Origin of the sequence: Hymenobacter psychrotolerans DSM 18569 (assembly GCF_900142395.1) — a bacterium.
Taxonomy (GTDB): Bacteria; Bacteroidota; Bacteroidia; order Cytophagales; family Hymenobacteraceae; genus Hymenobacter; species Hymenobacter psychrotolerans.
Genome location: NZ_FRAS01000009.1, coordinates 122212 through 139614 on the forward strand (window position 1 = coordinate 122212; position 17403 = coordinate 139614).

Annotated in this window: 18 protein-coding genes; 5 read left to right on the forward strand and 13 right to left on the reverse strand. The window is 59.1% G+C overall.

What is annotated here, in order from left to right; genetic code table 11:
- Positions 1–198 precede the first annotated feature (198 nt).
- The 4 genes from BUE15_RS10130 to BUE15_RS21935 form a co-directional block, all read right to left on the reverse strand.
- Positions 199–1725: a carboxypeptidase regulatory-like domain-containing protein gene (locus tag BUE15_RS10130; protein WP_084548961.1), complete on the reverse strand. Its 1527-nt coding sequence runs from the start codon at positions 1723–1725 to the stop codon at positions 199–201.
- A 41-nt stretch (positions 1726–1766) separates the two neighbouring features.
- A complete protein-coding gene (gene csgH / locus BUE15_RS10135) occupies positions 1767–2114 on the reverse strand; it encodes a curli-like amyloid fiber formation chaperone CsgH (RefSeq protein ID WP_073284070.1) in 348 nt (115 codons plus the stop codon).
- A gap of 189 nt (positions 2115–2303) precedes the next feature.
- Positions 2304–2864: a hypothetical protein gene (locus BUE15_RS10140; protein WP_139252209.1), complete on the reverse strand. Its 561-nt coding sequence runs from the start codon at positions 2862–2864 to the stop codon at positions 2304–2306.
- A 182-nt stretch (positions 2865–3046) separates the two neighbouring features.
- On the reverse strand, positions 3047–3511 hold the full coding sequence (locus BUE15_RS21935) for a hypothetical protein (RefSeq protein ID WP_073284075.1): 465 nt from the start codon (positions 3509–3511) through the stop codon (positions 3047–3049).
- A 15-nt stretch (positions 3512–3526) separates the two neighbouring features.
- Here BUE15_RS21935 and BUE15_RS21940 point away from each other — a divergent pair, with 15 nt between their 5' ends.
- A complete protein-coding gene (locus BUE15_RS21940) occupies positions 3527–3934 on the forward strand; it encodes a hypothetical protein (RefSeq protein WP_170865233.1) in 408 nt (135 codons plus the stop codon).
- Positions 3935–4003: 69 nt separating this feature from the next.
- On the opposite strand, the gene BUE15_RS10150 is transcribed toward BUE15_RS21940, so the two are convergent.
- The 6 genes from BUE15_RS10150 to murI all read right to left on the reverse strand — a co-directional run bounded on the left by BUE15_RS10150 (position 4004) and on the right by murI (position 9834).
- Complete coding sequence (locus BUE15_RS10150; RefSeq protein ID WP_073284078.1) at positions 4004–5473, reverse strand: CsgG/HfaB family protein; 1470 nt, start codon at positions 5471–5473, stop codon at positions 4004–4006.
- Between the two features lie 6 nt (positions 5474–5479).
- Entirely contained in the window at positions 5480–5905 is a 426-nt protein-coding gene (locus tag BUE15_RS10155) for a curli production assembly/transport component CsgF (protein ID WP_073284080.1), read from the reverse strand.
- 39 nt (positions 5906–5944) lie between these two features.
- Entirely contained in the window at positions 5945–6589 is a 645-nt protein-coding gene (locus BUE15_RS10160; RefSeq protein ID WP_139252210.1) for a CsgE family curli-type amyloid fiber assembly protein, read from the reverse strand.
- 376 nt (positions 6590–6965) lie between these two features.
- A complete protein-coding gene (locus tag BUE15_RS10165) occupies positions 6966–8141 on the reverse strand; it encodes a glutathionylspermidine synthase family protein (RefSeq protein ID WP_073284086.1) in 1176 nt (391 codons plus the stop codon).
- A gap of 91 nt (positions 8142–8232) precedes the next feature.
- Complete coding sequence (locus BUE15_RS10170; RefSeq protein WP_073284089.1) at positions 8233–8919, reverse strand: Cj0371 family chemotaxis-regulating polar lipoprotein; 687 nt, start codon at positions 8917–8919, stop codon at positions 8233–8235.
- Between the two features lie 93 nt (positions 8920–9012).
- Entirely contained in the window at positions 9013–9834 is an 822-nt protein-coding gene (gene murI, locus BUE15_RS10175; protein WP_073284091.1) for a glutamate racemase, read from the reverse strand.
- A gap of 138 nt (positions 9835–9972) precedes the next feature.
- On the opposite strand from murI, the gene BUE15_RS10180 reads away from it, so the two are divergent.
- Both BUE15_RS10180 and BUE15_RS10185 read left to right on the forward strand, forming a co-directional pair.
- Positions 9973–10206 (forward strand): hypothetical protein, encoded by a 234-nt coding sequence (locus tag BUE15_RS10180; RefSeq protein WP_073284094.1) that lies wholly within the window; start codon positions 9973–9975, stop codon positions 10204–10206.
- Between the two features lie 81 nt (positions 10207–10287).
- A complete protein-coding gene (locus BUE15_RS10185; protein WP_073284097.1) occupies positions 10288–12186 on the forward strand; it encodes an ABC-F family ATP-binding cassette domain-containing protein in 1899 nt (632 codons plus the stop codon).
- 76 nt (positions 12187–12262) lie between these two features.
- On the opposite strand, the gene BUE15_RS10190 is transcribed toward BUE15_RS10185, so the two are convergent.
- From BUE15_RS10190 to BUE15_RS10200, 3 genes are all read right to left on the reverse strand, one after another.
- Positions 12263–12952 carry a hypothetical protein gene (locus tag BUE15_RS10190; protein ID WP_073284100.1) on the reverse strand — a complete coding sequence of 230 codons (690 nt, stop codon included), beginning with the start codon at positions 12950–12952 and terminating at the stop codon, positions 12263–12265.
- Between the two features lie 154 nt (positions 12953–13106).
- Positions 13107–13454, reverse strand: a complete 348-nt coding sequence (locus BUE15_RS10195; RefSeq protein WP_073284103.1) for a DUF952 domain-containing protein — start codon at positions 13452–13454, stop codon at positions 13107–13109.
- A 100-nt stretch (positions 13455–13554) separates the two neighbouring features.
- Positions 13555–13956: a hypothetical protein gene (locus BUE15_RS10200; protein WP_244535931.1), complete on the reverse strand. Its 402-nt coding sequence runs from the start codon at positions 13954–13956 to the stop codon at positions 13555–13557.
- Between the two features lie 247 nt (positions 13957–14203).
- Here BUE15_RS10200 and hppD point away from each other — a divergent pair, with 247 nt between their 5' ends.
- Together hppD and BUE15_RS10210 are read left to right on the forward strand one after the other, a co-directional pair.
- A complete protein-coding gene (gene hppD / locus BUE15_RS10205) occupies positions 14204–15337 on the forward strand; it encodes a 4-hydroxyphenylpyruvate dioxygenase (RefSeq protein ID WP_170865234.1) in 1134 nt (377 codons plus the stop codon).
- Between the two features lie 212 nt (positions 15338–15549).
- Entirely contained in the window at positions 15550–17286 is a 1737-nt protein-coding gene (locus BUE15_RS10210) for a phospho-sugar mutase (RefSeq protein WP_073284109.1), read from the forward strand.
- The last annotated feature ends 117 nt before the right edge of the window (positions 17287–17403 follow it).

Here is a 17403-nt window from a genome sequence, read left to right on the forward strand (position 1 = left end):
AGGCTTATCCTGCCGGCAGTAGTGTAGCATATTAGTTAAGGAATACGGTACTACGCAGTGGCCGGCTTACCAAAAAGAATTGTTCCCCTTCGCGGCCTCTCAATACTGGCGAAGCCCCCATGCAGCTACCGGCCGGTAGCTGCATGGGGGCTTCGCGGTGTGTAACGCTACAGGTGCAGCTGAGCGCACCTGAAGTAGCTACTTGGAGTCCGGCTGGGTTGCGTTGGCAAAGAGCCGCATCCGATTGGTCCCCGGTATATCAACCTGCCACACTTCCGGCGTTGATTGGTTGACGTTACTGACATTTACAAACACAATCTTGGCACCATTAACCGTAAATCGAGGCAGGATATCATTGGTGCCAGCCGGTTTATTGGCAACGCCCGTACCTCCGGGCATCGAAACATTAAGTACGCCTGAGCCATCCAGATTCTGAGTGAATATCTGGGCGTCGGTCAGGCGGCCTGTAGCGTCCCGATACACCCCTACTTCCTTCACGTACATAATGCGGGTACCTTGCAGATTAAAGGAAGGCGAATAGACTGGCTCAATACCGCCTATGAGCATTGTCATGTTGCTCCCGTTTTCATTCATTATATAAATTTCCGAATCGTAAAAAACAGAGCCTATCGTCTGAACCACGATGCGGCCGTTTTGTCCGCTCCAGTCACATTCACGGAAATTGCGGCCGGCCGGTGCGGTAGCTAGTTGCGCCAGACCAGACCCGTCACGGTTAATCACCCAGAGTTTGTCGTAGCTGGCAAACAGCAATCGTGCACCGTCCGGCGACCAGCAGTAGCCCATCCCGAAATTAAAGTACCCTTCCACTGGCAGGCCGACCGGCGAAACCATGCGCTGGTCTGACCCGTCGCGGTTCATGGTGTATAGTTGAAACTGCCCTGTTGCGTTAGAGGTATATGCTATTCGATCCAGCCGCGGACTTAGCCGAGGGGTAGATTCTACAAAAGGCGAGGAAGTCAGGCGCACTTTGTTGGCACCGCTGGCATCAGACGAATAGATATCTGTGTTGCCGCCAATAGTTTGCACATACAAAAGCTGGTTGTCGGGCAGCGCTCTGGTCCGGAAAGTCCAGACGTCACTGCGCGTTGTCAGGCCGGCTTTGTCCCGCGCCGTTACCTGCCAGAAGTAGGTGGTGTTGTATTTCAGCCCCGTAACGGTGGCAACGGTATCCCGCGGGTTCTTCGTTACCGGAATGCTGGCCGTTGAGTTGCTCTCGTACAGCATCACTTCGCTTCGTACAGAATCTGCTTTGCCATTCGGGTCGCTTACCCGCCATTTGAGCTGCAGCTCGGTTGGCTGATCCACCGCTTGGGTGGCTGGGGTCGGGCTGAACGGAGCGTTGGGCGCCAGGTTAGACGACGTGGAGACGTCCATGATAATCCGCACCTGGGTTGGCGCGCCTTCCACCACGTTAACGCTGACGGTTTCGGAGCGGTAGTCCGTTTTGCGCGCTACCAGGGAATAAGTGCCCACCTTCACATTGCCGATAGTAAATTTCCCGTCGGCGCCGGTGGTAAAGGAGCTGGTGCCGGGGGTAGTGGTAAGGGAGACGTTGGCCAGCGGCTGGTTGTTGCGGGTATCGATTACCTCGCCCTCAATGGAGCCGAACCGTTCCGGCTCTATCGTGTCTTCTTCACAGGAAACTAATACGCAACTAACCAACAGCATCATCAGCCAACGCAGGGAGGCAACTGACTTTCGCATAAACTAAAGGGAAAGGTGGGAAAGAACAGGGTGAGGGAGAGTTATCTGGCCGGGCGCACCAGCGAGTCCTGGGCAACCAGTTGCCCCTGCTGATCAAAAATGCGGAGCTGCACGGAGTAGGCATCGGCAGGCTGCATCGAAAGCCGGATGCTGCTCAGGATTTTGCGCTGCCCCGCTCCTACGGTTGCCCACCCGCTCTGGCGGTTGGAGGTAGAGCCAGAAGGGCCTTGCTTTTCCTGCACCATATCGTAGCGGATGCGAAACTCGGCGGCGGTGTTGTTCTGGCACTGGGCCTGAACAGACAGCTGCCCAGCCTCCGGCTGCTGGAAAATAATGGATGCCTGGCAAGGCAGCTGTGCCTTAGGTACTCCCTGAAAAAGAGAAGCCATAATCAACCCTAGAAAAAGCTTAAGTGCCATAATCGAAGAAATTGTCACAAAACACCAACATGTAAACTTACAAAATATTCTTTAATACTTTCAAATGAAATCCGCTTAAAGTCATAAAAAAACGACTTCAATTTCTATTGAAGTCGTTTTCAAAAACTTAGCGTTGCTGGATGCTGCTTGCTTTGTGAGCTACGGCATAGGTAACCCTACCCCTTGCTCTACTTTTATCCGGATACCGTCCCCAACCATTCGCACGTCGTAGCCGGGGCGCGGCGCTGCAGCTCCACTTTCGCGTTGCTCCAGCACGTTGTTGTTGCCCTGCTGCTGAATCCGGTAGGTTCGGTCATCCACGAGCAGCTGCTGCGTTACCTGGTTGCCGAGTCCATCCTGCAGAATGCTGGTGGTAGTATTGTTGCCTACCAAGTCGCTCTGCACCTGGTTGCCGTTGCCTTGCTGCGTGAGGTCGGTGCGCAGGCCGGCACCGGTCTGGTTCAGCACGGCCGAGTTTGCATCACCGGCCTGGGTCAGGTTCACGACGTTGCCGCTGAGAAAAGCTCCCGTATACTGCTGATTGACCACCCCGGTATTCTGGTTGCCTTGCTGCGTAAGGGCTGTCCGGTTTAGGTTATTGGTGGCTGCGGCGGCGCGGGTGGCAGCATTCTGCTCTGCTTCCAGGCGCAGTGCCACCTGCTGCTCCGTCTGGCTTGATGGCGCTTCCGCATTCCATTGGGCAGCTGCTGACCCTGCCACACAGCATAATAGGCAGACCAGCACAAAAGCATACATATTTTGCATGGCATAGGAGGGTTATGATGAGCCGAACGCGACATACTTTCTCACGCTCTCAACTACTCTATAAGCACAGAATCCTGCGGGGAAATTCCCCGCAGGATGTGTGCTACGACGTAGTGTTACCTGCGTCGGCCAGCATGTTAGTTATGCTCCTGGTTAACAGTAGCGCGGTTGTTGTTGCCGCTCTGGCTGATGTCGCTCCACTGGCTTTCGGTAGTGATACCACGGTGGGTGTTGCTGGTACCGCCCTGTGCAGTGTTAGCAAAGTTGTCGTTGCCGGTTTGCGTCTGGCGAGCCCAGTTCTGGTCGCTGTCTTGGTCAACATAACCTTGGTTTCTGTCGCCAGCCTGCGACTGGATAGACGAGTTGGAGTCATGACGACCCGAAACACCCTGCCACGATTTGGCGGTGTTGTTGTTGCCGCTCTGCGAGATGGAAGAGCTGTTCAAATCACCAATCTGCTCAGAGTAAGCAGTGTTGTTGTTGCCGCTCTGGCGCGTTACGGCATCGTTGCCGTCACCATCCTGCATCTGGTCGCTACCGTTGTTGTTGCCCTGCTGGCGTACAAACGCCTCGTTGCTGTCGTCGGCAGCGAATTGGGTCAAGAAACCTGAGCCGCTGTGTACCTGACGCTGAGCAGCGCGGTTATTGTCACCTACTTGCTCAACCTGAGCAATATTGCGGCTAGCCGCACTACCTGTCAAGTTACCAACCTGTACTTGGTCAGCATTGTTAAAGTTACCGCTCTGGATGATGGAAGCTGCGTTATCAGCAGTAGTCGGAACTATTGGGCTGCCAGCAGCGCCACCTACTTGACCAATTTGAGCTTGAGCAGCACCAGCGAACAAGAGAGCTGCAACGAGGATGTTAATTTTTTTCATGGTTTGGGGAGTTGGGGAAAGGGGAAATCAGAAAAGCTAAAGGGGAGTTGTGTAGGGGTTCCCTCCGGAGGAACAGTACAAATATATATTGGTAAATTTACTTTGCAAGTATTTTCAATAAAAAAAGTCAAAATAATTATTCGATAAGCACCAATAGCAATAATCTAAACATTATACTTTGCTACTATTAGTTTGATTTATAGCAAGATAGACAACCTACTTCGGGCTTCCAGCTGGTGGTGAAACTACTTCGGGTACCGGGCCCTGGCCGGTTAGGGACTTGCTCTTCATGCGTCCGCCCAGGTAGAAAACGAGGCCAACCTGCCCGGTCCAGTAGAAGTCGTTGTATTTACCCTGTGTTACCTGGTCGAGCTGGTCGCTGAAGAAGTACCGGTGGTTTACCTGCCCGTACAGGCCCATCTTATCCGTAAGCAGGTACTCCACCCCCAGCCCGGCGGTAACATGCGGGAGCAGGCTGTTAGAGGCCGTGAAATCCAACGCATTGCGCGTCGTGACGCCTCCACCGAGCACGCCGTAGGGCGTCACCCGGTCGTAGGGAAACAGGCGCCAGATGCCGGTCAGCTCCGTATAGTTGAACGTTTCCCGATAGAAGCGGCCGGCGGCCAGCTGGCTCCGCCCAACGGTGAGTTGCGCGGCCATGCGGCGGCCGGGGGCACCTTCGTAGCGGGCTACCAGCTCTACCCCCGGTCGGAACAGGGAGTTATCATAGTCGCCGCCGTAACGCTGGGTGGTGGCCGCGGCCCCCAGCCCCAACGCGCCGCGCCGCGGTACCAGCGGCCGGTTCAGTACATCAATGTTCAGGTTTTCCTGTTTTTCCTGCTGATACGCCAGCACGGCGGCGCCCGTGCGGTCGGCGGGGTTGCGGGGCGTCCAGAGGCCATCCTGGATTCCTTCCAGCACCAGCGCCTGCACCGACTTCTCAATAGCCTCCTTGACGGCCATTTCCGAGGGCTCGTTGTAGGTGAAACCGGTTTCGGTTTCCAGCAGGCGCTTGAACAGCACGTAGCGGAACATGCTTGCGTCTACCTGCTGCGACAGAATGCTTTTGGAGGTATACACCGTTTTCAGGACCTGGCCGGTGCTGGTACTGATGGCCCGCAGATACACCGTTACGCGGTCCTGGCGGTACTGGCCGGAGCCGCCCGTACCGAAATAGCGCAGCCCGGCACCGCCCGTAAGCATGTTGGCATCATAAGAGATAATGCCGCCTTCCAGAATCACGCCGGCAAACAACAACGGGGGCAGGTTGGGCTGGCGCTGTCCGGTTTGCTCGGTATACTCTGCCCGGGTAGACCGGATGATTTTTCGCTCGTTGAGCAGGTTGCCCAGGTTTTCGCGCTCAATCGGGTTAAACCACTTCGACTCTTCCAGGGCCCGCATCAGGATGGTGGTAGTGCCCTGCGAAATGGCGGTAGAGAAGCTGGAGCCGTTGGCCGTGGGCTTGTACTGCCCGGTCTGGTCGCGGAATTTGTAGACGGCTACTACCGTTTTTTCGCGCGCTTCCGGCAGGGCTACCAGTGTCTGGCTGGCCCGCACCTCGGCTCCCAGCCGGGCCGGATCGGTCTTCATGGGCTGATGGAAATAAGGCGCGCACCCGCCTGCTGCTCCCAGCCCTAGGGCCAATACCACCCGCACAATCTGGCCACTCGTTGCAATACGACGCATAGCTGACTATAGAGAAGGTACCGTGATAGTAGTCTGGTTGCCGGTGCCGGAATCCGTAATCTGGATGTCGACTCCGGTGCCATTAGGCGTCACGACAATCTGGTACGAGCCGATATTGTAGCTTCCTTCCGTGATGCCACTGGGCCCAAACTGCGACAACACAAACTGGCGGCTGAGCTGACTCAGAATCTGCTGGTTCAGGCTTTGCTGGAAAGTAGCCAGTGGGTCGGTGGTGCGGGAAGCGGCCGGTTTGGCGGCCGGGTCTTCTATCGTGTTCTGGGCCTGCGCAGAGCTAAGCAGCCAGCTGTAGTTAAATGTGTTACCGCCGCCAAAAGAGGGGTTCTTAGGCTCATAGACAAAGTCCTGAGCGGCGGCAGAATGGCTGGCCAGTGCCAGGCCCAGCACGAAGAGGAACGTAAGAGTGGGTTTCATGCAGAGGGGATGTATGGTAGGCGTATGGGAGTGGTATGCTTAAAAAGTTTCGAGAGGCTGCTTGCCCCCTTTTTCCAGCTGGCGGCTAACGCTGCGGGCTTCTTCCAGAAAGCCAATTGCGGCATTCACGGCATCGGCGGCTACGGCTTCTATGTATTCCTGCTTGGGCTGCAGGGGCATTTCCAGCAGATCCGTTTCGTTTACATTCAGGCTGATCAGGGTGCTGGTGCCCCGCCCGGGCTTTTCCGTGATAGTCACGACGTATTCGCCGATGCCAGGCGGCGCCTCAAACTGCGTGTAAAAAATATCGTAGAAATCGTGCCCTACTTTGCTAATTGTCTGATCCACAATTAGCCCCTCTATTTCCAGGGTGCGCTGTGGGCGCTGCGGGCCAGCGGCGGCAGTCGAATCTGACGTAGCTTTCAGCAGCAGGCGCAGGGCTTCTTCCAGCTTGTTGGCAGGCAGGGGCGCGGCCTTGGACTCGCGCACCGGAGCCTGCTGGCTTTTTTGGCCGGGCGCGTCTTCCCGGGCTGGTGCCCGCCGTTCGCCCTGCCCCGCCGCCGTACCCACCTGCAGCAATACTGCCAGCAGGCAGAGTACCCCCTCCCGCCAGAGCTGCTGCAGACGCAGGGCGCGCTTCGGCCTGGCACACTGCCGAATAGCATTGGGGTTGTGGCACTCCATAAAGGACAAGTTGAAAAAGCCAAAACCATTCATCTCATCCTTATAGACTCGATTAACGGTTCTTCGCCATAAATGTAATAATTAGCTGAAATAATGCAATAAATAATTTACTCATTTAAACATAAAATATAATATTACCTGACAAATTGCATTGTATCGAACTACCTACCAGACCTTATCCTGTCGCATACTTCTCGTCTGTATGCACCACAAAAAGGCCTGTTTACTCGCCTGCGGTGGGCAAACAAGCGAACAGGCCTAAGCAGGTCAGCAGCAGGCGGCAGTTTGATAGCCACTGAAAGCAGCGGCCAGCTCACTGACATCTGTATCAGTGAGCTGGCCGCTGCAACTCTAGTACCATAGGCTACCGGGGCGTTCAGGCACCCAGCACGTGCGGCACAAACTCCGATAGATTGGTGATGAAGCCCGCTGCCCGCCGATAACCGATGGCGCAGCCCGTCCCGGCCCAGAACACACCGGCTTGGTAGAAGCGCCCCTGGCCATCCTGGGGCAATTGGGCGTAGCGCTGGCTTACCTGCGGCTGATGGGCAAATTCGCCGGCAATCTGCTGCCCGGCGCGGCCTTCCGCTACTTCCGTCACGTTCTGGCCCTCACGACCCAGCAGCGGCTTGCGCACAAAGTGGCCGGTGAGTTCCTGCATGGAGGCCTCCAGCAGCAGCGGATGGTGCGGGAAACACAGCCAGAGCCACGCCAGAATAGCTTTGCTCTGGAACAGCAACGTGTAGGCCGGATTGGCAATGATAACGTCGCGGCTTTGCAGAAGCTGGGTGAGGTCGGTGGTCAGGGCAGGTTCTTCTTCCGCCAAGATTTCCCACGGCACCAACTTAAACAAGAACCCGAAGCGGTGCCATTGCCCGGCTGCCACCTCGGCCCACACACCGCGCTCCTCTCCCACCACCGATACCTGCATATCATCGACGGGGCAGATGTGCACATCCGTGAAACCTGCTTCGCGGGCGGCTTCGGCTATGACGGCACAGTTGGTGGCGTCTTCGGCGCTGCCCGGCAGGTGCACCAGCAGCAGCGTCGGCTCCAGGTCGTCGTTGCGCTGCAGCCACTCGGCCAGCTGGTTTTGCAGGCCTTCGAACAGGCCGTTGGCCTGCCGGTCTTCCTCGGCTTGTCCGGTCGCCATCAGGCTGGCCCACTGCACTACAGCTGTTTCGGGCAGGCTGGTGGCGGTATCAGCGTTGAACTCCAGCAGCTTGGGGCCGTCGGGGGTCTGGGCCAGGTCGAAGCGGCCGTAGAGGTGCCAGTGCCGGTCGTCGTTCCAGGAGTGGCGCACGGCAGGCCAGAGCAGGGCCGGGATGGCCAGCTGCTGTAGCAGCGAATCCGGAATCGGGTCGGGGATGGACTGCACCATCATCTGGTAGAGCGTGTCGGCGGCCTGCAGCAGCTCGTCGGCTTCCGCTTCAGACAGCTGCACCGCTTCGCGGGCTACGTAGTTCTGGCAGGCATCTTCCAGGGCCCAGTCCCAGCCCAGGCCGCGCAGGGCCGGCGCAACATCACCGGCCAGCGGCAATAACTTAATCATGGCAAGAGCAAAAAACAGGAGTCAGGGAAGAAGCTACTCTACTATAGCTCCTCCCCTGACTTCTTCTATTAACAAGAAACAAGACGCTGGCTTAGCCGCCGAAGCCGCCGCCACTGCGGCCACTGAAGCCGCTGCTGCGCCCGGAACTGGGCGCGGTGCTCCGCATGCTGCTGCGACTGCCGTAGCCCGTGGTGCGCGTAACGGTGGTGCTGGGCCGGATGCCACTGCTGCCGCTGCTACCCGAGAAGCCGCGCCCGAAAAAGCCCCGGCCCTGCGCCCGCTCCTGCGCCACCCGGCCCCGCCAGCCGTTGTTCTGCTGCACGATGCCGGGGTTGGCATAGGCACCTACGTTGGGCGTCAGGAAGCGGCCGGCCATGTAGCCGATGCCGCCCCACATCAGCACGTCCATCATGCCGGTACGGCCGGCGTGGTTTTCGGGGTTGGCGCGGGTGTAGTCCTGCATCTGGCGCTGCAGCGCCTGGCCCTGCAGCGTATCTACTTTGCCATCGAAGTGCTTGAGCACGGCGGCCACTTCCTCTTTGCCGGCGGGCCGCTCCGCCGTGATTTTCCACTCGCCGGGCTGCACCTCCGTCATTTCCGTGATGACGCCCTCGGAGTAAGAACCCGCGTTGCCGCTGCTCCATTCGCCGGCGGCAGTGGTTTCAGGCTCGGAGCTGCCGCCGGAGCAGGCGGGCAGGGCTACGCCCAGGCTGGCGGCCGCCGCCACCAGTAATACGTTGCGGCGCCAGTCGCCGAAGCGGTAATAAGGTTTGTTCATAGCAGTTGCTCGGTTTTCAGTGTCGGATGGAATGGGGTTGGCCGGAGCCTGCACAGGGCCGGCAGCAGCTTAACAGCAGGCAGCTCTAAAACATTACTCCCAGAGCGGATAGTGCTCCAGCTGCACCTCCTGCCCGAAGAAGATACGGGTGCTTTCCTCAAAAGAACGGGTAAAGTCGGAAACGAAAAAATGATGCGCGGGCGCTCCTGTGCCGGCCTGCGCCGCCAGCTGCTGCTGCTCCAGATACTCCCGGACGTGCGCGGCCACCACATCAGAAGCGTCCAGCACCTGCACCCGTTCCCGGTAGAAGTCGGTTATCTGCTTCTTGATGAGCGGGTAGTGCGTGCAGGCCAGCACCAGCGCCTCAATTCCATCGAGGGTAGGATTGGTGAGGTAGGTTTCGATGATGTTGCCGGCAATGGAATTATCGAAGAAGCCTTCCTCAATCATGGGAGCCAGCAGCGGCGTGGCCAGGCTGCGCAACTGCACGCCCAGGTCCAAATCGTCAATCTTCTTCCGATAGACGTTGCTGTTCACGGTTTGCTTCGTGCCGATGAGGCCCACCGTGCGCCCGGCGTACTGTGTGCCGATGTGCGCCACAATGGGGTCGATGACGTTCAGGACGCGGGCCTTGGAGCCGACGTACTCGCGCACCAGCTCGTAGGCAGCGGCCGAGGCCGAGTTGCAGGCAATCAGAATCACCTTGCATTGCTGCTTGAGCAGCAGGTCGCAGATTTTGACGGCATACGCCTGAATAGCGGCCGTGCTTTTGTCGCCGTAGGGCAGGTGGGCCGTGTCGCCGAAGTAGATGAGCCGCTCGTGCGGCAGCACGCGGGCCACGGCGCGGGCCACCGTAAGGCCGCCAATGCCACTGTCGAATACACCGATGGGCCGGGTAGTGAGGTCTGGAGTCATATCAGGTGGCAAGTAACAAGGAAGCGGCGGAACTGCGGCTGCCCGGCCTCGGCAGCGGCCGAAAAAGGAAGCCTGGATTTTACAATTCTTTCAAATTCCTATCTTCCCCCCCTGACACCGCCCCCCTTGCCTACTGCTATGAGTAATATTCTGGCCGAAATTGACCACGCCCTGGCGTCCTTCGATTCCTCCCAGGGCCGCCCGGTGGCCATTGAGCTGGGCGAACGGAAGTACACGCAGCTCGTTCTCGATGTCGCGCATCTGCACGCCGATGGCGGCGAGCTGACCCATAACACAGGCCGGCCGCTGGCCTACAAAGGGCTGGAAATTCTGCGCGACGACCTGCACATAGACCGGGTGCGGGTGATCTAGCCGCAGCGGCAGCGGCGCATTTCTTCCCAACTACTTGTTGGCGGCTTCTGTCTGCTGGCTCCTGTGGCGTACCTTTGCGGTATGAATTTGCTGTCTGCTGAGAATCTATCAAAGAACTATGCCGACCGGTGGCTTTTCCGGGAACTGAATTTTGGCCTGCTACAGGGCCAGCGCGTGGGCCTGGTGGGCATCAACGGCTCCGGCAAAACCACGCTGCTGAAGATTCTGGCGGGCATAGAGCCGCCCGATACCGGCAGCGTCAGCACCCGCAAAGACACGCGCGTGGCCTTTCTGGGCCAGCAGCCGGTGTTCGATGAAACGCTGACCGTGGAAGAAACCATCTTCGCCAGCCAGAACGATACGCTGGCCGCCATCCGCGACTACGAGCACGTAGTAAACGACCCCAACCATAAGCCCGCCGACCTGCAGCGCGTGATGGAGCTGATGGACTCCTACAATGCCTGGGACTACGAGTCGCAGGTGCAGCAGATTCTGGGTAAGCTGGGCATTCTGGGCGAGCTGCTGCAGCGCAACGTAGGCAAGCTTTCGGGCGGGCAGCGCAAGCGCGTGGCCCTGGCCCGCGTGCTGATTGAGGAGCCCGACGTGCTGATCCTCGACGAACCAACCAACCATCTGGACCTGGCCACCATCGAGTGGCTGGAAAACCGGCTGGCCTCCCCTTCCCTTACCCTGCTCATGGTGACCCACGACCGGTACTTCCTGGACCGGGTGGCCAACGAAATTGTGGAGCTGGACGGCGGCCGCGTGCACCGCTACCAGGGCAACTACGCTTACTTCGTGGAGAAGAAGGCCGAGCGGGAGCAGATGGAAACCGCCGAGGTGGAAAAGGCGCGCAACCTGCTGCGCAAGGAGCTGGAATGGATGCGCCGCCAGCCCCAGGCCCGTGGCACCAAGCAAAAAGCCCGCATCGACGCCTTCTACGAAACCCAGGAAAAGGCCCGCACCAAAATCAAGGGCCCGGAAATGGAGCTGTCGGTGAAAACCACGCGCCAGGGTGGCAAAATCATTGAGGTAGAGCACCTAAGCAAGAAGTTCGGCGACAAAGTAGTGCTCGACGACTTCAGCTACGTGTTCAAGAAAAAGGACCGGATTGGCCTGGTGGGCCCCAACGGCGCGGGCAAGTCCACGCTGCTCAACATGCTCACCAAGCAGCTCGCCCCCGACTCCGGCACCGTAGACGCGGGCCAGACCACCGTGTTCGGCTACTACACTCAGACGGAGCTGCAGTTCGACCCTTCGCAGCGCGTGATTGATATTGTGAAGGAAGTAGCCGAGGTGATTGAGCTGGCCGATGGCAGCGTAGTGACGGCCTCGCAGTTTCTGCAGCACTTCCAGTTTCCGCCGGCCCAGCAGTATACGCTGGTCAGCAAGCTGAGCGGGGGTGAAAAGCGCCGGCTGCAGCTGCTGCGGGTTCTTATCAAGAATCCCAACTTCCTGATTCTCGACGAACCGACCAACGACCTCGACATCATCACGCTCAATATTCTGGAGGATTTCCTGCTCCAGTTTACGGGCTGCCTCATCATTGTGAGCCACGACCGGTACTTTATGGATGCGCTGGTGGAGCAGGTGTTTGCGCTGGAGCCGGGCGGCAAAATCCGGCAGTTCCCCGGCAACTACACCGACTACCGCGAGTGGCTGCAGGAACAACCCGCCGACAATGCCGCCCGTGATGCCGAAAAGGCCCTGAAATCAGTAAACCAGGCTTCGGCCACTACCGCTCCGGCGGCCCCGGCACCCGCTAAGCGCAAGGCCAGCTTCGCGGAAAAGAAGGAATACGAGCAGCTGGAGAAGGACCTGGAACAGCTCGAAAGCCAGAAACAGGACCTCATCGGGAAGCTGAATGCCGGCACCGGCTCCCATACGGAGCTGGCCGACTGGGCCGCTCAGCTCAAGCGCACTGACGCCGACCTCGACACGAAAGGGGAACGGTGGCTGGAACTGGCGGACCTGATGTAAACCGGCCAAAGCCAAAACATAAAAGCGGCCACCCGAAATTCGGGTGGCCGCTTTTATGTTTCGGGTGATGCAGCTCCTACAGTACGCCGGGGCGCTGCACAAACGTGAACGTGACGGGCCGCTCGTTGAAGAACACCACCATGCGCAGCTGGTGGGCGCCATCGGAGCGGGGGAAATGCACCTGCCCGGTGACGTACTGGCGCGCAGGCAGCAGCGTTTTGCGCAGCGCCACCGACTCCATGTGTTGCTTCTGGTCGTAGAGCACATCGGCCTGCTGGGCGTACTGCTCGCGCTGGTCCGCCAGAAATGCCTCGTCGGAGGCATGACGCTGCTCGCGCTCCGCTACCTGCTGGTCGGTTTCCTTTTTCGTAATCGTGGATACGTTTTCCGCAATGTGCGTGGCACTGGTCACCAGCTCCAGCCAGCCGCCGCCCTGGGCCCGGTTGGCCTGCTTATCGAGGCGCTTGGCCAGCAGCTGCAGGCGGGCTTCCGGGTCGAGGGCCGGCACGCGGGCCGGTTCCAGCACTGCCGCCGCCCCCGAAACCACAGTGTCCGGCGCGTCGGAGTAGAGCGGGGTGTAGTAGAAGGTTTCGGGCGCTATCAGTACCGGGCGGGTGGAGCTGTTGTTCACTTCCACCTCAAATACGAGTTCTTTCTCTTCGTACCGGATAAAGCCCAGCCGCACCTCCACGCTGTCCTCCGGCCGGGCACTCAGGCTGGCAGGATGGCCGTTCACGCTCGGGCCGTTGGGGCGGCTGGGGGCCATAGTCAGCAGATAGGACGGGCCGCAGCCACTAAACAGGGTGCTTATTCCGAGCACACAGGCAACAAGTATAGGTTGACGCATATGAGGTAATTTGTGGGTGTTTTACCGGGTCTTCCGGCGCCGGGCGCTAGCTCCCGGGAGTACCTTCCGCCGGTTACAGCTCGTCCGGCAGAGTGAATTCCGCTTCTACAGCTTTTGTGCCAAAAGCCCACACCCGCCGCACCGCCGCCAGCGGTAGTGCGCCAAACACGTGCGCGAAATGCTGCTGCCGGCGCTCCACCCACTCCCGCTCTACCTGCACGCCGGCGGCCGCCAGCGCCGGCTCATCCACTTCCAGCAAGTACAGCCCGGCACAACCCGCGTAATAGAGCCGGGCCGTTTCCAGAATCCGGCTTTTTTCTGAGCAGTGAATAAACCCCTCGGCCGCCAAATCCGGGCTGGCGAAGAACCCGTTCTGCTGCGCTTGCTGCCAATCAGCCGAGTTCGTAATTCGATAGAGCATACACGTAAGAAACAGGAAAGCAAAAACCCCGCGCCGCCCCGAGCACTAACACTCAGCACGGCGCGGGGCCTGTAATCGGTGAGGTTGGCTTCAGCCTAGATTAGCTGGCCTTCCAGAGCTCCTGCTGCACGGTTTTGCCCACCGTCAGCATGATGCGCGTGGGGTTGGGCACGAGCGTGATACGGGCTTCTTTGCCGGGATACTTCTCGGAGTCTACCCACACGCCTTCTTTGGGCGAGGGTGTACCGCCGGTGCTGGAGGGCAGATAAGCCGTGGGCAGCAGCACGTCGGTATCGGAGTTGAGCTCGGAATGCACTTTGTCGAGGGCCGCTTCCAGGAACGTGCCGTACTCTTCGTTGAAATCGTCTTCCAGGTCGTGCAGTTCCTCTTCCACGTCATCGTAGCGGGTATCATCGTACGACATGTCGTGCAGGACCTGCTTTTTCTCAATCAGGGTAACGAGGGCGCGGTTCAGCTCTTCCAGATTCATAAGGGTAAGCATTGAGTTAGGCTACAAAGGTGAACAGGAATCGGCAGTTTCGTGCGCCGTTTCTGCTCCCGCCTCAATTTTACGAAGAATGAAGCACTCCGTATCGGCAGCCCCCCCCCGATTTGTCAGGCTCTGCCTCCGGCCAGGCTGCCAACGGTATCCGTCGAAATCGTCGGGACGGGTTCGGGCAGGGAATCATTTCTGCTAAAACACTATTTTTACCCACACATCCACACGTACCACCCCATTCTTCTCGCCCATGCAAACCATGACCTCGCCGGCCGTGCAGGCCCAGCCCGCCCAGGACTTCCTGCCCCTCAACGGTACCGATTATATCGAGTTTTACGTCGGCAACGCCAAGCAGTCGGCTTACTACTACCAAGCGGCGTTTGGCTTTGAGCTGGTAGCCTACGCCGGCCCCGAAACCGGGGTGCGCGACCGGGCCAGCTACGTGTTGCAGCAAAACAAAATCCGCTTTGTACTCACCACCTCGCTGCTGCCCGACTCCGACATTACGCGGCACGTGGCCCAGCACGGCGACGGCGTGAAGGTGATGGCGCTGTGGGTAGACGATGCCCGCAAATCATTCGATGAAACCACCAAGCGCGGCGCCAAAGTGGCTTTCGAGCCTTATACTATTGAGGACGAAAACGGCTCCGTAACGCTGGCCGGCATCTATACCTACGGCGAAACGGTGCACACGTTTGTGGAGCGCAGCAACTACAACGGCCCCTTTATGCCCGGCTTCGTGGCCAAAACCAGCAACGTGCCGCAGGGCGCGCCGGTAGGCCTGGAAGTGGTAGACCACTGCGTAGGCAACGTGGGCTGGGGCGAGATGAACCAGTGGGTGAAGTTCTACGAGGACGTGCTGGGCTTCAAGCTGCTCATCACCTTCGACGACGACGATATCAGCACCGAGTACTCGGCCCTGATGAGCAAGGTGGTGAGCAACGGCAACGGCTTCGTGAAATTCCCCATCAACGAGCCCGCCGAAGGCAAGAAGAAAAGCCAGATTGAGGAGTACCTCGACTTCTACCACTCGCCGGGCGTGCAGCACATGGCCCTCATCACCAACGACATCCGCACGACCGTAACCGAGCTGCGCCGCCGCGGCGTGGAGTTCCTGTCGGTGCCCGGCACCTACTACGACGACCTGCTGGAGCGCATCGGCCACATCGATGAGGATCTGGAGTCCATCAAGGCCCTGAACCTGCTCGTGGACCGCGACGAGGAAGGCTACCTGCTCCAGATTTTCACCAAGCCCGTGGAAGACCGCCCCACCGTGTTCTTCGAAATCATTCAGCGCAAAGGTGCCAAGAGCTTCGGCAAAGGCAACTTCAAGGCCCTGTTTGAGGCCATTGAGCGCGAGCAGGACCTGCGCGGCAACCTGTAGGCAGCACACACCCGTTCTACTTCCCCGAACTGCAACCCGCAGCTCGGGGAAGTATTTTTTTGTGGCAGCCCCCGGCCGCGGGCCTGCAGTCCGGTCTGCAGTGCTTGGCCGGAGCCCCGGCGGCAATTCGTACGAGCCCTGCTGTTTCCGGCGAAAACCTGTTTTCTTTACCGCCCGTTCTTTACCGTTTTAGACTTTATTTCCCCTCTGGCATGGCCCTTTCCCCCGACATTCAACAGAAAATAACTACCTGGCTTGGCGCTGGCTACGATGCCGAAACGCAGGCCGAAATCCGGGCGCTTCAGGCCCAGAACCAGGACGACTTTCTGTCGGATGCCTTCTACCGCAACCTCGAATTCGGGACGGGCGGGCTGCGCGGCATTATGGGGCCGGGCTCCAACCGCATGAACCGCTACACGCTGGGCATGGCCGCCCAGGGCCTGAGCAACTACCTGCTGCAGCAGTTTCCCGGCCAGGAAGTGAAGGTGGCCGTGGCGCACGACTCGCGCAACAACAGCCGCGCCTTTGCCCAGCTCGTGTCCGATATTTTCTCGGCCAACGGCCTGACCGTGTATCTGTTTGAAGCTCTGCGCCCTACCCCGGAGCTGTCGTTTACCATCCGCCACCTGGGCTGCCAGAGCGGCTGCGTTATCACGGCCTCCCACAACCCCAAGGAGTACAACGGCTTCAAAGTATACTGGAACGACGGCGCGCAGGTAGTGGCCCCGCACGACCAGAACATCATCCGAGAGGTAGAGGCCATTCAGTCGGTGCAGGAAGTAAAATTCCAGGCCGATGCGTCGCGCATTCACCTTATCGGGGCCGAAGTAGACGCTGCGTATCTGGCCAAGGTGAAAGAGCTGTGCATCAACCCGGCCGCCATCCAGCGCCAGCACGACCTGAAAATCGTGTACACGCCCATTCACGGCACGGGCATCACGCTGGTGCCGCAGGCATTGGCGCAGTTGGGCTTCACCAACGTCTCGGTAGTAGAGGCGCAGGCCGCGCCCGACGGCAACTTCCCCACCGTCCTCTCGCCCAACCCCGAAGAGCAGGTTGCCATGCAGATGGCCCTCGACCAAGCCAAAGCCCTGGACGCCGACATCGTGCTGGCTACTGACCCCGACTCCGACCGGGTGGGTGTTGCGGTGAAGAATATGCAGGGCGAGTGGGTGCTCGTGAACGGCAACCAAACCGCCGCGCTGCTCACCTACTATCTGCTCTCGGCGCGGCAGCAGGCGGGCAAGATGACGGAGCAGGACTTCATCGTGTATACCATCGTGACCAGCGAGGTGCTCGGCGACATTGCCCGTTCCTACGGCGTGAAAAGCTACCAGACCCTGACCGGCTTCAAATACATTGCGGGCCTGATTCGGGAGCTGGAAGGCAACGCCACCTACATCGGGGGCGGCGAGGAAAGCTACGGCTTCATGATCGGGGACTTCGTGCGCGACAAGGATGCCATTTCGGCCTGCGCGCTGCTGGCCGAAATGGCGGCCGTAGCCAAAGACAACGGCCGCACGCTCTACCAGGAAATGACCCAGATGTACGCCCAGTTCGGCCTCTACCAGGAGCACCTGATTTCGCTCACCAAGAAAGGCCAGCGCGGCGCCGAGGAAATTCAGGAAATGATGGCCGGCCTGCGGGCCACACCGCCTGCCACCATTGCCGGCCAGCCCGTGGTAGAGCTGCGCGACTACAAAACCGGCGTCATCCGGGACCTGCGCACCGGCCTGGAGCAGCCCACCGGCCTGGAAAGCAGCAACGTGCTCCAGTTTATTCTGGAAGACGGCAGCAAGATTTCGGCCCGCCCTTCCGGCACGGAGCCCAAAATCAAGTTCTATTTCAGCGTGAAGCAGCCCCTGAAATCCGTGGTGGACTTCGACCTAGCCTCGCGCCTGGCCAATGAAAAGATTCAGGCCATCATTGAGGATATGCAGTTGAAATAGAACTGCTTTATTTAATAGGTCCCGAGGGCCTGGGCCGCATACGCTCAGGCCCTTGCTGTGTTGCAGCATTGTACCAAGCTCACTGCTGCAGCTGCTTACGTGTCTGATTATCTGTTT

Bases quoted from the DNA above. Each gene is read 5' to 3' on its own strand.
- hppD (WP_170865234.1), top strand. From the start codon at position 14,204: ATGCAAACCATGACCTCGCCGGCCGTGCAGGCCCAGCCCGCCCAGGAC.
- BUE15_RS10185 (WP_073284097.1), top strand. From the start codon at position 10,288: ATGAATTTGCTGTCTGCTGAGAATCTATCAAAGAACTATGCCGACCGG.
- BUE15_RS10180 (WP_073284094.1), top strand. From the start codon at position 9,973: ATGAGTAATATTCTGGCCGAAATTGACCACGCCCTGGCGTCCTTCGAT.
- BUE15_RS10155 (WP_073284080.1), bottom strand. From the start codon at position 5,905: ATGAAACCCACTCTTACGTTCCTCTTCGTGCTGGGCCTGGCACTGGCC.
- BUE15_RS10165 (WP_073284086.1), bottom strand. From the start codon at position 8,141: ATGATTAAGTTATTGCCGCTGGCCGGTGATGTTGCGCCGGCCCTGCGC.
- BUE15_RS10160 (WP_139252210.1), bottom strand. From the start codon at position 6,589: ATGGAGTGCCACAACCCCAATGCTATTCGGCAGTGTGCCAGGCCGAAG.
- BUE15_RS10195 (WP_073284103.1), bottom strand. From the start codon at position 13,454: ATGCTCTATCGAATTACGAACTCGGCTGATTGGCAGCAAGCGCAGCAG.
- csgH (WP_073284070.1), bottom strand. From the start codon at position 2,114: ATGGCTTCTCTTTTTCAGGGAGTACCTAAGGCACAGCTGCCTTGCCAG.
- BUE15_RS10210 (WP_073284109.1), top strand. From the start codon at position 15,550: ATGGCCCTTTCCCCCGACATTCAACAGAAAATAACTACCTGGCTTGGC.
- BUE15_RS10150 (WP_073284078.1), bottom strand. From the start codon at position 5,473: ATGCGTCGTATTGCAACGAGTGGCCAGATTGTGCGGGTGGTATTGGCC.
- BUE15_RS10170 (WP_073284089.1), bottom strand. From the start codon at position 8,919: ATGAACAAACCTTATTACCGCTTCGGCGACTGGCGCCGCAACGTATTA.
- BUE15_RS10190 (WP_073284100.1), bottom strand. From the start codon at position 12,952: ATGGCCCCCAGCCGCCCCAACGGCCCGAGCGTGAACGGCCATCCTGCC.
- BUE15_RS10200 (WP_244535931.1), bottom strand. From the start codon at position 13,956: ATGCTTACCCTTATGAATCTGGAAGAGCTGAACCGCGCCCTCGTTACC.
- BUE15_RS10130 (WP_084548961.1), bottom strand. From the start codon at position 1,725: ATGCGAAAGTCAGTTGCCTCCCTGCGTTGGCTGATGATGCTGTTGGTT.
- murI (WP_073284091.1), bottom strand. From the start codon at position 9,834: ATGACTCCAGACCTCACTACCCGGCCCATCGGTGTATTCGACAGTGGC.